16 protein-coding genes and 1 pseudogene are annotated in these 14,442 nt (G+C 39.5%); 9 read left to right on the top strand and 8 right to left on the bottom strand.

The features are described from left to right. The first annotated feature begins 2 nt into the window (after nt 1-2). Both menC and M3205_RS12910 read left to right on the top strand, forming a co-directional pair. A pseudogene (menC, locus tag M3205_RS12915) lies at nt 3-1,085 on the top strand (o-succinylbenzoate synthase). A 160-nt stretch (nt 1,086-1,245) separates the two neighbouring features. Beyond that, nucleotides 1,246-2,259, top strand: a complete 1,014-nt coding sequence (locus tag M3205_RS12910) for a COX15/CtaA family protein (RefSeq protein WP_251170291.1) — start codon at nt 1,246-1,248, stop codon at nt 2,257-2,259. A 157-nt stretch (nt 2,260-2,416) separates the two neighbouring features. Here M3205_RS12910 and M3205_RS12905 read toward each other — a convergent pair whose 3' ends face one another. Then, nucleotides 2,417-2,608 carry an alpha/beta-type small acid-soluble spore protein gene (locus M3205_RS12905; RefSeq protein ID WP_251170290.1) on the bottom strand — a complete coding sequence of 64 codons (192 nt, stop codon included), beginning with the start codon at nt 2,606-2,608 and terminating at the stop codon, nt 2,417-2,419. A gap of 266 nt (nt 2,609-2,874) precedes the next feature. Between M3205_RS12905 and M3205_RS12900 the strand changes: the two genes are divergently transcribed. The 3 genes from M3205_RS12900 to M3205_RS12890 are packed head-to-tail and all read left to right on the top strand — an operon-like array spanning nt 2,875 to nt 5,886. Further along, nucleotides 2,875-4,143, top strand: coding sequence for an ammonium transporter (locus M3205_RS12900; RefSeq protein WP_251170289.1), 1,269 nt, complete (start codon nt 2,875-2,877; stop codon nt 4,141-4,143). Nucleotides 4,144-4,177: 34 nt separating this feature from the next. After that, nucleotides 4,178-5,158 carry a DUF294 nucleotidyltransferase-like domain-containing protein gene (locus M3205_RS12895; protein WP_251170288.1) on the top strand — a complete coding sequence of 327 codons (981 nt, stop codon included), beginning with the start codon at nt 4,178-4,180 and terminating at the stop codon, nt 5,156-5,158. Further along, the gene (locus M3205_RS12890; RefSeq protein WP_251170287.1) at nt 5,158-5,886 is read left to right on the top strand and encodes an exonuclease domain-containing protein; all 729 of its coding nucleotides are present in this window, start codon (nt 5,158-5,160) and stop codon (nt 5,884-5,886) included. Before M3205_RS12895 ends, M3205_RS12890 begins: the two co-directional genes overlap by 1 nt. A 298-nt stretch (nt 5,887-6,184) precedes the next feature. On the opposite strand, the gene M3205_RS12885 is transcribed toward M3205_RS12890, so the two are convergent. Then, nucleotides 6,185-6,517, bottom strand: coding sequence for a hypothetical protein (locus M3205_RS12885; RefSeq protein WP_251170286.1), 333 nt, complete (start codon nt 6,515-6,517; stop codon nt 6,185-6,187). A 154-nt stretch (nt 6,518-6,671) separates the two neighbouring features. Next, entirely contained in the window at nt 6,672-6,905 is a 234-nt protein-coding gene (locus M3205_RS12880; RefSeq protein WP_251170285.1) for a helix-turn-helix domain-containing protein, read from the bottom strand. A gap of 192 nt (nt 6,906-7,097) precedes the next feature. Between M3205_RS12880 and M3205_RS12875 the strand changes: the two genes are divergently transcribed. Continuing rightward, on the top strand, nt 7,098-7,667 hold the full coding sequence (locus tag M3205_RS12875) for an HAD-IA family hydrolase (protein ID WP_251170284.1): 570 nt from the start codon (nt 7,098-7,100) through the stop codon (nt 7,665-7,667). A 66-nt stretch (nt 7,668-7,733) separates the two neighbouring features. Here M3205_RS12875 and M3205_RS12870 read toward each other — a convergent pair whose 3' ends face one another. The 3 genes from M3205_RS12870 to M3205_RS12860 all read right to left on the bottom strand — a co-directional run bounded on the left by M3205_RS12870 (nt 7,734) and on the right by M3205_RS12860 (nt 9,734). Further along, nucleotides 7,734-8,000 carry a hypothetical protein gene (locus M3205_RS12870; protein WP_251170283.1) on the bottom strand — a complete coding sequence of 89 codons (267 nt, stop codon included), beginning with the start codon at nt 7,998-8,000 and terminating at the stop codon, nt 7,734-7,736. 14 nt (nt 8,001-8,014) lie between these two features. Then, complete coding sequence (locus M3205_RS12865) at nt 8,015-8,137, bottom strand: 3-methyladenine DNA glycosylase (protein ID WP_251170282.1); 123 nt, start codon at nt 8,135-8,137, stop codon at nt 8,015-8,017. 160 nt (nt 8,138-8,297) lie between these two features. Further along, complete coding sequence (locus M3205_RS12860; protein ID WP_251170281.1) at nt 8,298-9,734, bottom strand: carbon starvation CstA family protein; 1,437 nt, start codon at nt 9,732-9,734, stop codon at nt 8,298-8,300. A 228-nt stretch (nt 9,735-9,962) separates the two neighbouring features. On the opposite strand from M3205_RS12860, the gene M3205_RS12855 reads away from it, so the two are divergent. After that, nucleotides 9,963-10,703, top strand: coding sequence for a protein-glutamine gamma-glutamyltransferase (locus tag M3205_RS12855; RefSeq protein WP_251170280.1), 741 nt, complete (start codon nt 9,963-9,965; stop codon nt 10,701-10,703). 224 nt (nt 10,704-10,927) lie between these two features. Further along, nucleotides 10,928-12,388 (top strand): UDP-N-acetylmuramoyl-L-alanyl-D-glutamate--2,6-diaminopimelate ligase, encoded by a 1,461-nt coding sequence (locus M3205_RS12850; RefSeq protein WP_251170279.1) that lies wholly within the window; start codon nt 10,928-10,930, stop codon nt 12,386-12,388. Nucleotides 12,389-12,428: 40 nt separating this feature from the next. On the opposite strand, the gene M3205_RS12845 is transcribed toward M3205_RS12850, so the two are convergent. Together M3205_RS12845 and M3205_RS12840 are read right to left on the bottom strand one after the other, a co-directional pair. Further along, nucleotides 12,429-13,235: a glycerophosphodiester phosphodiesterase gene (locus M3205_RS12845; RefSeq protein WP_251170278.1), complete on the bottom strand. Its 807-nt coding sequence runs from the start codon at nt 13,233-13,235 to the stop codon at nt 12,429-12,431. An 82-nt stretch (nt 13,236-13,317) separates the two neighbouring features. Continuing rightward, on the bottom strand, nt 13,318-13,620 hold the full coding sequence (locus M3205_RS12840; RefSeq protein WP_251170277.1) for a hypothetical protein: 303 nt from the start codon (nt 13,618-13,620) through the stop codon (nt 13,318-13,320). Nucleotides 13,621-13,912: 292 nt separating this feature from the next. Here M3205_RS12840 and M3205_RS12835 point away from each other — a divergent pair, with 292 nt between their 5' ends. Further along, entirely contained in the window at nt 13,913-14,434 is a 522-nt protein-coding gene (locus tag M3205_RS12835) for a hypothetical protein (protein WP_251170314.1), read from the top strand. Nucleotides 14,435-14,442: the final 8 nt, after the last annotated feature.

Here is a 14,442-nt window from a genome sequence, read left to right as displayed (position 1 = left end):
ATATGGAAATTAATAGCATCATTTTAAGGCACGTGAAAATGAAGCTGCTGAATCCTTTTACAACAAGTGTCGGAACAGAGGATAAGGAATTTGTTTTGGCGGAACTAAAATCAAAAGGCGGATAATCAGGCTGGGAGGAGTCGGTTTCCATTATTGAGCCAATATACAATGAGGAAACAGTTAAAACTAATTGGCATATAATGAGTGATCATTTAATACCGATCCTTTTTGCATCAGAGATTGGGCATTCTAATGAAGTTTCAGAAGTATTCAGGCCAACCAGGGGTAATTTTAATGCTAAAGCAGCACTGGAGGGTTCTGTTTTGGACCTTTATGCGAGAGTGGGGATATCGCTCTCAAAAGCTTGGGCGGGGAAAAGGATAAAATAGAAGTGGGTGTTAGTGTCGGCATTCAAGAGTCAAAAATAAAGATGTTTAAGCAAATTGAAGGATATGTAAATGAGGGCTATCATCGGATTAAAGTGAAAATTAAGCCAGGCTGGGATGTGCATATCTTAAAATCCATCCGTGCCCAGTTTTCTGATATTAAGCTTATGTCTGATGCTAATTGCGCCTATACACTTAATGATATTAGTCATCTTAATAGGATGGTTGAACAGCCTTTGGATCATGTTGATAGTATTTACCATGCCAAGCTTCAAAGTTATTTGAACACACCAACTTGCCTGGATGAAAGTATACATACCTTTGAGGATGCCTGAAAGGCCATTGAGCTCAGAAGCTGCAGAATCATAAACTTGAAAGTTGACCGGGTTGGCGGGCTTACGAGGCAAGAAAAATTCACGACCTTTGAAGAGATCATAACGTTCCGATGTGGTGCGGCGGAGTGCTTGAAGCTGGAATAGGAAGTGCACATAATTAGCTATAACTTCCCTGTCCAATTTTACACATCCTGGTGATACGGCCCCGTCTTCCCATTACTGGAAAGGAGATATTATTGAACCTGAAGTCAATATGGACGACGGTTTTTTATTCTTGCCTCAGGGCCCGTGAATTGGCTATGAGCCTAATCGCTGTAAAATAGAGGATGTAACTCTTTATACCTGTATTTTTTCGAAAAAATAACAATGATAGTCAGTGCCAGAGACAGCTCTGGCGTTTTACTGTGTGAATTGCAGCTCGCTCCCTATATTTTTGTATTGTGATACAAATCACCGAAAGTTTGTCGGGGTTTTGATAAACCGATTGCAAAATTTAGAATTTTGCAATATAAGGAGTGTGTAGTTTGAAGGTTAAACGACTGGCATTTTCGACCATTATTCTTACCTATATTTTAATTGTGTTTGGCGGTTATGTGGCATCTTCGGAATCAGGGATGGGTTGCGGACCTGAATGGCCTTTATGTAATGGGCTGGTGATCCCTGTTTTGGAAGGAGATACATTAATTGAATTTACTCACAGAGCTATTGGAGCAGTACTTGGAGTAATGACGGCTATATTGTACTTTATAATTCAAAAATCAAATCAGGTGCGGGAACTTGATAAAGCTTCTAAGGTATTGATGCTGCTGTTAATAATTCAAATTTTACTGGGGGCGGCTGTGGTTTGGCTGGACTTGCCTGCTGTAATTGTGTCTGTCCACCTGATGGTAGCGATGGTTTTCCTTGCTGCACTAATCTGGATCTGGCGGCGTGCTGATGAACAGCCATGGGTTAAAACAAGAAGAGAACAGGGTGTGCAAAACAATATTAAAGCAGTTTTGTTACTTCTGTTTGTTACTTTATTTCTAGGTGCTTATACTAAGCATGAATCATTCGGATTGGCCTGCAGTTGGCTTGAATGTACAAATGGCTTTATGCCAGTATTTTTTTCGGAAATGATCCAGACTGGACATAGGCTTTTGGCGGGAGTTTTGGCCCTTTACATTTTTTTTCTTACATATCTTTCATTCAAAAACAGATGGGAGGCTGGATTGCAGAATCGGCTTATGGGTGCCTCTCTGCTGGTTTTAGGTCAAATCATAATAGGTTTTCTCACAATTATAAGCTACATTGAAATATCCTGGGCAGTTCTGCATCTTGCTTTTGGAACAGCATTATTTGCAATTGTTTGTGAGGCTGGAGTATTTGCCTCATATTCTTGCAGGGTCAAGAGGATGGGGGGAAGAGCGGTAATCCTTATTACGGATAATAACAATACTCAAAAAAGGCAGTCAGGTGACATGCCTTTTTTGTTTTGCTTCAGTTTATTTTTGCAGATCTTTTTTAGTAATTTCACTTCTGATTTCTGCGTCTCTTGAGAATTCAGCTTCCTGTTTTTTATTGTTCGGATACTTGTTCTTTCTTTCGCGGTTGTCGTTTTTGTTGGTCATAAGTCTGCCTCCGTTAGGTAAGTGTACTGAAAAATGAAAGGAAGACCGGTCCTATTTAGGACCGGTAGGCCAGCAAACATTATTATTAGTTTTGCTGGTTTTTAAGCTGCTGCTCTGCCATTGCGACAAGGCGCTTTGTCATTTCCCCGCCGACAGAACCGTTTGCTCGTGCGGTCGTATCAGCACCAAGCTGAACTCCAAACTCATTGGCTATTTCCTGCTTCATTTGATCCAATACATTTCCTGCACCGGGTACCAAAAGTTTGTTTCTTGCCATGATACATCACTCCCGACGATTATTTGAGCAAAATAGTATGCTCTTTTTTAACTTAACCGATTAAGTAAAGGCAGATGCAACAATAAAATTGCCAATCAAAAACACAATGTTAGATTATCTAACATAATAATTATAAATTTTCAAAAAACAGATTGACTTCTGCCAAAAACTGAGTAAAATAAGGATTAAATAAATTGGTGTTAGATAATATAACATACGAAACAACATTTATCTTACATCAAAATAAAAAACAGGGGGAATTACAGATGGACGCCACATATTTAATGAACAGTCTGTGGGTTATGCTGGGAGCTATTTTAGTTATTTTTATGCTTGGCGGATTTATTATGCTTGAAGCCGGTTCAACCAGAATGAAAAATGCCGGGCATATTGCAGGAAAAACTATTTTTACTTTTGGTTTATCATCATTGATGTTTTGGGCGATGGGCTTTGGCTTCATATTTGGAGATAATGCAAATATCATGGTTGGGCTTTCAAATTTCTTCTACTCAGGTGCTGAGCTTGAAGGGATGGGTTTATCTTCTTCGGTATTCTACGTATTTCAGCTGGCATTTGCCGGTATAGCTATCACAATTGCACTTGGCGGATTTGCTGAACGTGCAAAACTATCCGTTTACCTCATCTTCACCGTATTATTTTCCGCCATTGTTTATCCTGTCGTAGCACATTGGATTTGGGGAGGGGGATGGCTTGCAGAACATGGCAAGCAGGACTTTGCCGGTTCCACAGTTGTACACTTAACAGGTGCGATGGCAGCCTTGGCGGCTACTATCTTGCTTAAACCCCGAATTGGAAAATTTAATAAAGACGGTTCCGCTAACAATATCTATGGCCATAACCAAGTGTATACAGCATTGGGTGTGCTCATCCTGTGGGTTGGCTGGTTTGGGTTTAACGCCGGCAGTACATTGTCTGTGGAAGATGGGTTCTTTGGATTTGTAGCTCTTAACACAAATCTTGCTGCCGGAGCAGGTGCGGTATCTGCATTGATTATTTCATGGGTGGTAATGGGAAAATCCGATGTGCCGACAATGCTCAATGGTGCTCTTGCGGGACTGGTTGCTATTACAGCTTCCTGTGCATTTGTGGATACATGGGCGGCTGTAGTCATAGGGTTTGTAGCAGGAATCCTCGTCTTTTACAGTGTTCGTTTCTTTGAGAAGAGAAAAATCGATGATCCCATCTTTGCACTATCTGTTCATGGGGCAGCTGGGGTGTGGGGAACATTATCCACTGGTTTCTTTGCAACACCTGAATTGGCATCAGTTGGAAAACCCGGATTGTTTTATGGGGGAGGTTTTGAACAACTGGGAGTTCAGTTCATGGGAGTAGCAGTATCAGGCCTTTATGCTTTTGCGGCATCCTTTATTATTTTGGCAGCTGCCAAGAATGTATTGGGAGGACTTCGAGTAACTGAAGAAGAAGAAATTATGGGATTGGATTTAAGTGAACATGGAAGCTATGGATACCCGGAAGTTTTCATGGCTGAAGAAAACAAAAAGTTAAGCTCGTAAGAAAGGCTCGAGCATTCTTAAAGGAAGTGCCAGGATGGAAACATCATTGAATTCATACCAATCCCTAAAAAAGTGGAAAGAGGAGAAGATTTTAACATACCGTTCAAATGTCAGCGATTTGAATGAATTTCACGACATGATTATGAAATCTGTTGTTCGCATTGCTCAGGAGAGAATCAAAACTGCAAGGCCATCCTCATGGAAATTTGCCTGGTTCACAATGGGAAGTTCAGGAAGAAGGGAGCTGGGCTTTCTGAGTGACCAGGATCATGGATTGGTGTTTGAACCAGGGGCTGCTGAAGCTGAAGCATATTTTTTAGAACTTGGGAAGGAAATTTCCAAAGGTTTACAGGCGGTGGGCTATCCATATTGCCAAGGAAATGTCATGAGTTCTAATCCGCTATGGTGCAAATCACTTTCTCAATGGAAAGAACAAATCCATTCATGGATGAATGAGGAGAGTCTCCAGACGATGAGGAATCTCCATATTTTTTATGACAGCAGAGTGTTGGCAGGCGAGGAAAAGTATATAGCTGAATTGAAATCCATTATTTACGGGAATTTCAAAAAAACCCCTCATCTGCTGACCAGAATGGTAGAGACCAGCATGCATTTGAAAAAATCAGTAGGTCCATTTGGGCAGCTTCTGGCTGAAGAAAAGGGAAGGCATCAAGGGGAGTTGGATCTAAAATATTCTGCATTTATTCCTTATGTAAATGCTGTTAGAATTCTTGCTCTAAAGGAAGGAATCCAGGACACTTCAACTATTGCCCGGCTGAATAAAATTATGAAAATTAGTGGCTATGAGGGAATTTGGAAATATCAAAAGAATTTTGCAGTTTTGTTAAAATGGAGACTTCGCTCATACAGGGAATCAGATACTTATGAAGATACTCATTACATTCAGCCTAAAACGTTAACAATATCAGAACGTAATGAACTGAAAGATATCTTAAAGGATGCCAAAAAACTGCATCTCTTGGTGATTAAGTCCATTAAAAAGGGTGCAGGCTAATGAGATTCAATCCTTTTATCCAATTTGTCCGGGGTATACAGGGCAAACTTCAGACTAGTGTGTTAGGTGGAATAAATGGCCAAAATCCGAATCATGTAGCATTTATCAGACAAATGCAGAGGGAGCTGCAGTATGCTGATTCAATGTCTGTTCCCTTAAGAAATTTGAATGTGGCTGTGTTTGATATTGAGACAACTGGATTTTATCCGGATAAAGGGGATCAAATTATTTCAATTGGTGCAGTGAAAATTAGTAGCGGGAAAATCAGTGAAGACAGCTTTTATTCACTTGTTCAGCTTGATAAGGCTCTTCCTGGTGATATAAAGGAGCTGACAGGTTTAACAGAGGCTGAATTAGAAAAAGCTCCACCCCTTCCGGAAGTATTTATTAGCTTTCTTGAATTTGTAAAAGGGATGCCGCTTGTTGCCCATCATGCGAATCACGAGAAAAACTTTATGCAGTATAGCAGCTGGAAGCTTTTTCGTACGCCATTCAAGCACAGGATATTAGATACTTCCTTCCTTTATAGGATAACTGATCACAATAAAGTAATATGGAAATTAGAAGATATGTGTGAGTTTTATAACATCCCTGTAAAGGACCGCCATCACGCGCTGGGAGATGCAAAGCTGACAGCTCTCCTTTGGTGCTGCCTGATCGAGAAAGTTCACAATTTAGGATGCTCAAATTTAAAAGAAGTGTACGAGCGCCTGGCCAGGTTAAAGTGAAAAAGGCCGCTTTGAACGGTGAAGATTAAGCCTGCTGAGGTACTTCGGTCAGAAATCCTGTAGATAAGGAGGTTTGAGTTTGAAGCTTGAGGAACTTCAGACAGAAAATCTGTGAATATGGCAGTTTGATTCTGACCCTGAAGTCTCCTATATCCCAATGTTCTCTAATGTTGTCCAAACCTTTGACCCTAAAAGATATGAAAACCCTCTCGATAAAACTTATTATACAAATCAAAGCCCCAATCAATATGAGATTGGGGCAAATTTGGCATTCAATACTCCGAGGCAAAATACTTCCTTAGAATTCCCCATCAAATGGAGTAAAAGGGATGTTAAGTCTATTTTCAACAGTTCTTAGTCTTTGGTTCAAACGATTAAGCCTTCGTGTATGGCGGTCAACGGTCTGATTAAGCATCCTGACCTGGTCAGTCAAATTGACCAGCTGCCTGTTAAGGCGGGTAATCTCTCTGGATTGATCCTGATTTTGTCTTTCCAAAGCAGTAACCCTTCTTTCGAGCTGCTGGGGCTGTCTGTCTGTATCATATTGTTCGTACTGCTGAATTTCATATTCTGGGGTGAAGTGGGCTGCTGGCTGAGGAAGATAACCTTGATAATAGCCATATGGGTACATTGGGCACTCTCCTTTTATGCAAAAATCCAATAACTCCGTATAATGTATGCACAAATGGGCGGAGAGACACGGCATATGCCTATATTAATTGCGGGCTGCTGCTTTGTAGTCGGCATTTCTTAGAAGAGAGGTTTTAAAACAGCCGCACTCTGTTTTACATGAAAGGGGGTACTTTGCTGATTTCCGATACAAGGGAAGAAAGTGACTGCATCTGCTGTTCATCGAGGTCAAAAGCAATTTTGATCTTGTTCTCCAAATCAGATGTTACCCTTCTCTTACCCACTTCAACCAGAGCGATCAAAGAGAAGCTGCAGCTGACAACTCTTGCGAAATCACGCTGTGTCATGTTATAGCTCTTTCTGATTAACTTAATAATTTCTTTGTTCATTCTTATTCATCCTTTAACATTTTCCCCTTATTCTCAGGGCTATGTTTTTTGTCTTATAGCTATTAAATTAGCATTGTGCTATATGTTTGTCAAAGTTATTTAATTACAATGGAAAAGCAGTTTAATAGATTGGCAGGACGTATATTAACTAATATTAGGGGATAAAAATAAAAAAGAAGGGAGCTTTGCCTTGTGAATATACTATGGGATTTTGATGGCACTTTAATTGATACATATCCTGCTTATACAGCGATCGTAAGAGAAGTTATGGGTGATAAAAAGGTTTCCGATGAAGAGATTTTTTGTCATCTAAAGGAATCTTTCAGTCATGCCTTTCATCACTTCAAATTAAATGAGGAACAAATAAGAACAATCAGGATGAGTGCGAGACAATTGCGTCCAAATGAATTAAATCCTTTTCCTGGTGTGTATGAAGTTTTAAAACAGGCTGAAAAGAATGTGATCATGACTCACAAGGAGAGAGATGATGTTCTTTCTATATTAGCCTTCCATAAATTAGATGGATACTTTACTGATATGGTAGCAGGGGACGATGGCTATCCTCGTAAGCCTCACACAGCTTCTTATGAATACTTGCATGAAAAGCATAAGCTTGATTTAGCAATAGGGGACAGGGAAATAGACATTCTGCCTGCAAAGAAACTTGGAATCAGAACCTGCCTTTTTCAGAATGAAACGCCTGGTGCAGATTATTATCTGAACCACTATAGAGACTTTAATAAGAAAATAAAGCTATATTAAAAAAAAAACCTGGCACTTCTGGGTGCCAGGGGGTAATACATGGTCCTTCATAGCACCGTGTATCTCTTATGTTCTTGTTCCATCGTCATATTTATCGCCAAACAGCTTTTTCTTTTTTATTGTTTCAAAGTCTGCTTTGTACTTTTCCTCTGTGGATGAACTGCTCTTTATGTTTGATCCGTTTTTTTCTTCTCCCTGCTCCTCTTTTAAGTCTTCCATTGGAATAGGATCAACATTCTTTTCGCTTTCATACTTGTCAAATAAACTTTCTTTTTCGGTTTTATATTGTTCGGGGTTATCCATCTTTCCATCCTGAATGTTTTTGTCAGCCATATTGGTCATCCTCCTTATTTCCGGTTTTCTTCCTGAGGTTTTTCAGGCTCTCTTTGGGGTTCGATATCTCTATTATTTTCTTTCTTTTTTTCTTGTTCTATCGAATTATTTTTTTCTGAATTATTTTTATCCGCCATAGTTAAACCCTCCTTTAATTGTTAATATTCATTACCCTCTTAAATTAGAGCAAAACCTTCTGAGATATGGATTAGCTGAGCAGTGAAGAGAGAATGGACCAATATGGATCAGGCATATAAAAATGCACCTTCACGCGTGTGTGAGGTGCATTTTTATGTTTTAAGCAGCTTTTAGTTTGGAGTTATTCTTGCTCAGCTGCCTTTGTTTGACGATTTGATAAACATACCAGCTTGTAATAAAGACTGTGATCACTGATCCGATCGTCAGTGATAGTTGATAGTCCATTTGAAAGCCCTCAGGGGCATAGAAGATATAGGTGGAAACTACACCGGTCATAAACAATGCAGGAACACCGCAAATCCAATGGAATTTGTTATTTTTCAACAGATACATAGTGGCTGTCCAAAGCATAAACGCCGCTGTAACCTGGTTTGTCCATCCGACATATCTCCAAAGAAATGAGTAATCGATTGTCGCGAGATAAAAAGTTGGAATAGCCACGGGTAAAGTGGTGATGACAACCTTCCATTTCCCATCCATTTTCAATATTGATGAAAGCGATTCTGCAAGCATCATTCTTGAGGAACGAAGGGCCGTATCTCCGGTGGTAATCGGAAGGATGATTACTCCTAGTATAGCAAGGATTCCTCCTAACGTTCCAAGGAGGCTGCCGGAAATTTCATTAACTACTCCTGCTGGACCGCCAGCAGCTAATGCATCTTGAAGCCCTCCAGTCCCTCCGAAAAATGTCATGCCAGCTGCGGCCCAGATTAAGGCAATAATTCCTTCGCCAATCATGGCGCCATAGAAAACCTTTCTTCCGTCACTTTCCTTTTTTAATGTGCGTGAGATAATTGGACTTTGTGTTGAATGAAAACCTGAAATTGCTCCACATGAAACGGTGACCATCAGTAATGGCCAGATTGGAAGTTCACCGGGATGAAGATTGGCCAACGTAAAATTCGGTATGGATTTTTCACTGAAAAGCAGTGCGAATGCAATGGAGACTGCCATAAAAATTAATATTGCTCCAAATAAAGGATAAATCTTTCCGATAATACGGTTTACAGGCAGTACAGCTGCAAGGATAAAGTAGCCAAAAATAATGAACAATGAGGCCATAAAACTTAATGGAGATATGCTTGAAATCAGCTGTGCCGGACCGGCAGTAAATGCTGCGGCAACTAAAATCATTAAAAGAATTGAAAATATATTTATGAAAGTTTTGGCTGGTTTTCCTAAATATCTGCCGACAATGTTTGGAAACTGCTCCCCTTTATGCCTTAATGAAAGCATTCCGGAAAAATAATCATGAACACCCCCGGCAAAAATGCAGCCAACTACAATCCAGATAAAAGCTGTCGGTCCGTATAATGCGCCCATAATTGCTCCGAAAATGGGACCTAATCCTGCAATATTTAAGAGTTGAATTAAGCTGCCTTTCCACCAGCTCATCGGAACATAATCCATCCCATCTTTCTCTGTATATGCTGGTGTAGGACTGCTGTCATTTATGCCAAAGATACGCTCTACTACTTTGGAATAAACGGCATAACCTACAATGAGCAACACAATTGAACCTAAAAAAGTAGCCATGAAAAAATCCCCCTGATGTAAAATAATAATAAGTATAGTCTGAAACTTAAGAATATGTGGAATATTGTACAAGTAATCCAGATCGAAATGCAAGCATATTTCAGAAAAAAAGATATTTTCCGATAATAAATAACATACTTGTGACAAATCAGGAAGAAAAATAACGGAGGAACCCTCCAGCAAAAGAAACCATAAGCTACTATAAGTTCATTTGAAGGGGGGAAGACAATGATTATCCTTTCGAATAGTCAAAAAAAACCGGGTCCATCCAGCTTTTTTGGAGTTCAGCGTGAAATTTATCAGGCACTTGACGGCAGTCCTGAGACTCATCAATATGATTCATTGCATGAACTGCTATTTGATATTCTTTTGAGAGAGAATATTATCAAAGCAGCCAGGCAGCTTCATGGAAGCCGTGTGGAGTTTGCACCCTTTAACACATCACGCTTCAATCCGCGCATATGGAGAAGGACAAAATATGGATACCTGCTTGATCCATCTGTTTTACCTTCCGATGCAATCATGGATGTGTTCACGAACAGCTGGGAATATGCTTTTGAATGTACAACAGCCATTGTGCTGATTTTTTATAAAGCTGTATTGGACTCCATTTCTGTCAGCCGCTTCAATACACTTTTTCAGGGATTGCTTGTATGGGATTGGAACTATGATCATGATCTGTCGATTGTTACAAAAAGAGGGCGAAATTTCATACCTGGTGATGTAGTTTACTTTTACAACCCTGATTATGATCATCCAGTTTGGACAGGTGAGAATTCTGTTTATTTGGGCGGGGGTATGTTCTTTGGGCATGGAGTAGGCATGGAAAGCGAAGCAGGGATGATAAGAGCGCTTAACACGCTTAGAAAGCCAGGTGCTACAAGGGATGCTTATCTCATTTCACAGCATAGCCGATTGAACGTGCAGTATCTTTCCCAATTTGCCAAGCGGCCGTTATCTATAGTTTGAAACGCAATAAAGCTGACATTTCAATAGGGTGAATCGCTTATTTTTCAGAAGCTATTCACCCAGATTTATCCTAAATTCTAGTATATTTAGATGATATTCTGTTTACCCCGATATTTCTATCCTTAAGTAGGCATATTTCCTGTATATGTGGGAAAACAAAAGATAATGAATATAGATATATACACCAAATAACTTGATGTTTAAACATTAAAGGAGACAGAAATATGAAATTATCCAAGGTTATTAATTGCCTAAAGGATAGCGGGGAGTTGGGTGAACTGCCAAACGATCCTGATATTACAAGGATTGAAATGGATTCACGCAAAGTGGGGAAAGGAAGCCTTTTTGTTGCAATTAAAGGTTTTCAGGCAGACGGACATGATTTTATTGGACAAGCCGTTGAAAATGGAGCGTCTGCTGTAGTGGGGGAAGAAGCAATTGAGTTAAATGTGCCTTACATAAAAGTAAAGGATAGCAGAACCAGTCTAGGGAAACTGGCGAACTGCTTCTATGATCGACCATCAAGAAAGCATAAAATAATAGGTATTACAGGAACTAATGGGAAAACGACCACTGCCTATATTTTAAAGCATATACTGGAGACTGCAGGCAGGACCTGCTCACTCTTGGGTACAGTAACAAACATTATTAATAACAAGGAATATAAGACCTGCAACACGACACCGGATGCCCTGCAAATTCAAAAAATGCTGAGTAAAAGTCTTGATGAGTTTGTCGTTATGGAGATTTCTTCTCATGCGCTCGAACAGTCAAGAACTGAAGGTCTGGAATTAGACTACGGGCTTTTTACTAATCTGGCCCATGACCATCTGGATTATCATGACAGCATGGATCAGTATTTTTATGACAAAAGGAAAATCTTTTCTTTGTTAAAAAAAGACGGTAAAGGAGTCGTCAACCTCTATAATTCATGGGGAGAAAAAATGGCAGAGCATTTGCAAAATGAAAAGATCCCTTTGATTAAGCTGGGTGATGAGAAATGCTGTTCAATAATAGACATTGCTGTAAATGGAAAGACTGTTTTTATTCTGAAGGTGAGAGGGAAATCTTTTGAAGTTGAATTTCCTCTTCCGGGCCACCATAATGTTTATAATGCAGCAATGGCTTTTTTGACAGGTATTGATTTGGGGATAGACCCGGAAGATATTATTAAGGCTTTGGCTTCATTCCCGGGTATACCTGGGCGTTTTGAAATGATTATCCATCCATCAGGAGCTAAATTTGTCGTGGATTATGCTCATACAGTGGATGCGTTTGAATATTGCCTTGACACAGCGAAGCAGCAGGGGGCTGAAAGGATCATTCAAATTTATGGATTCAGGGGCGGAAGAGATCAATCAAAACGTGTGGATATGATTAAAGTCTCGGCAAAATACTGCCACAAATTCTATTTGACCGCTGATGACCTGAACGATGAGTGTGAAAATGAAATGCTAAGCCAATTAATTTCTCTAAATGAAGAATTTGGAGATGGTAAAGGTGAAGTGATCCCCGACCGGACAATGGCTATCCGGAAAGCTTGGACTGAAGCTAAAAAGAATGATTGGATCTTTATTACAGGAAAGGGCCCGGAAGCTTATCAACAGTCATTTGCTTTACCGGCAGATAATGATTTGGAAACCTTAAAACTGCTAAATACCGGAAGAAAACAGGCAGTTTTATAAAAACGGGGTACAGACCAGACTCGGACTGCACCCTTTTTGTCTATTCAATAAGGTCTAAATAATCAGCTACAACTCCGTCCAGTGGATAATGCTTTAATTTATCTGCTTCTTTTTTTGAGCGCACAGTCCAGGCAATTGCTTTCAAACCATTCGCATGAATTTGATCGATCACGCGCTTATTAACCACGGTCCACTTAGGATTCAGGTAGCTTGCATATTCGGCAATGTTTTTGATCTCCATTTTGTCAGGAGGATAGTTGATTAAGATGGCGACAGGGATTTCCGGCATCAGTTCATGAAATAATTTCATTGAAGCTGTATCAAATGACTGCACAATAATATGGTCTTGACCTTTTGAATCAAGTTTTCTTTTTTTTAGTTCCTCGGCGATCATCTTTTCAATGCCCGGATATAGGGATGGTTTTTTCAACTCAACTAAAAGGCCGACACGATCCGCATATCTGTCCAAGACCTCTTCAAATGAAGGGATACATGCACCGCTGAATTTTGTAGAAAACCAGCTGCCGGCATCCATTTTTCTGAGTTCATCAAAGGTAAAGTCAGAGACTTTTCCTTTATGGTCGGTTGTGCGGTCTACAAGGGAATCGTGAATCACCACCAGCCTTCCATCCTTGCTTAATTGTACATCAATCTCCAGATAATCTGCTCCCATTTCGATTGCACGGTCATACGAGGGAAAAGTATTTTCCGGGCAGTAGCCGGCAACTCCCCGATGGCCAATTCTTTTTATCTTATGTGCATTATTTGCTATTTTCTTAATGCCGAAAAATGAAATAACTGTAGCTAAAGCTGTAAAAAAAACATTCTTCATAACCTTCAAAGTCATTTCTCCTCGCCATTTTTGCTCATCTTAAAGGATGTGAAAACATTTTGTCAACTGCAGTGGATTACCGGGTTTTGATCCCTGTTCATTTCCAATCCTCATAAACAATTTTACCGCCAGTCAAATCCAGGGTATTTCTTTCTCCTTTATAAAATAGTTTTCCTTCTTCTTCAACAATAAGGTTTTCATATGTAAATACACTCTTTCCGGAAGGAAGCTGAATGATAATTTTCTCACCCAGATCTTTTTTGGGGGCTTCAATAATTATGAGACTTTGAGAATAAAAATATAAAGCTGTAAAGGTAGCAGTTATACATCCCAATAGGACAATTGACACCAGCATAAATTTACTCTTGGGCTTCTCCATATGCAATTCAGATCTTGTCATAATTCCTATCCCTCCGCTAACCAGATATATAAGTTTATTCCACCATTTTTCACCATATAATCCTAAATAGGATTTTAAATCCTCAAATATGGTATGCGGAAATAATAATGAAAATGACTAAAACAGGATGAAAATAAGACAAGCTGAAGAAGCAACAGTATTAATTTGGGAAAATACTAGAAAAATGAAACAAATTCAGTTCTTTGTCCGTATATGTATTAAGTTGTAATAGTAAAAAGGAAGGAGGCTAAGGATTGATAGCCTGACTATAAAAATGGATAGGGTGCATGTTATGGAACTATTTGGTTTTCCTATTCAGACAATTTATCTCAGCACACTCATCTTTTCAGGTATTTTAATTATTTTTTATGTGTTTTTTGGGGATGTGGCAGACGGAATGGGAGAGGGAAGCTTTCTAAATCCAGTACTGATTCTGGCGTTTATTACTTTTCTCTCCGCTGCGGGCTATATCTTAGAAATGACAACCTCTCTTAATAATGCAGTTATTCTATTGATAGCGGCTGTTATTGCGGTTTTGCTGGATATATTGCTGAATATCTTTGTTCTTATTCCGTTATCTTCTGCTGAAGAATCTCTCGTTTACACAGATGAATCCTTAAGAGGGAGAGTAGGTACAGTATTAATATCTATACCGGAAAATGGTTTCGGTGAGATTTTAATTGAAAATATAAGCGGAAGAATATCCAAGCCTGCTTCAAGCTTTGAAAATACGGTCATAGCAGAAGGAAGCAAAGTGCTGATTGTTGAAGTGGCAAATGGAGTTGTTAGAGTGATTGATTATAAAGGATTATAGACAGGGGG

The organism is Cytobacillus firmus (genome assembly GCF_023715565.1).
In the GTDB taxonomy this organism is placed as follows: Bacteria; Bacillota; Bacilli; order Bacillales; family Cytobacillaceae; genus Cytobacillus; species Cytobacillus firmus_C.
The sequence above is the reverse complement of the archived record's forward strand: the minus strand, read 5'-3'. Positions and strand labels throughout refer to the sequence as shown.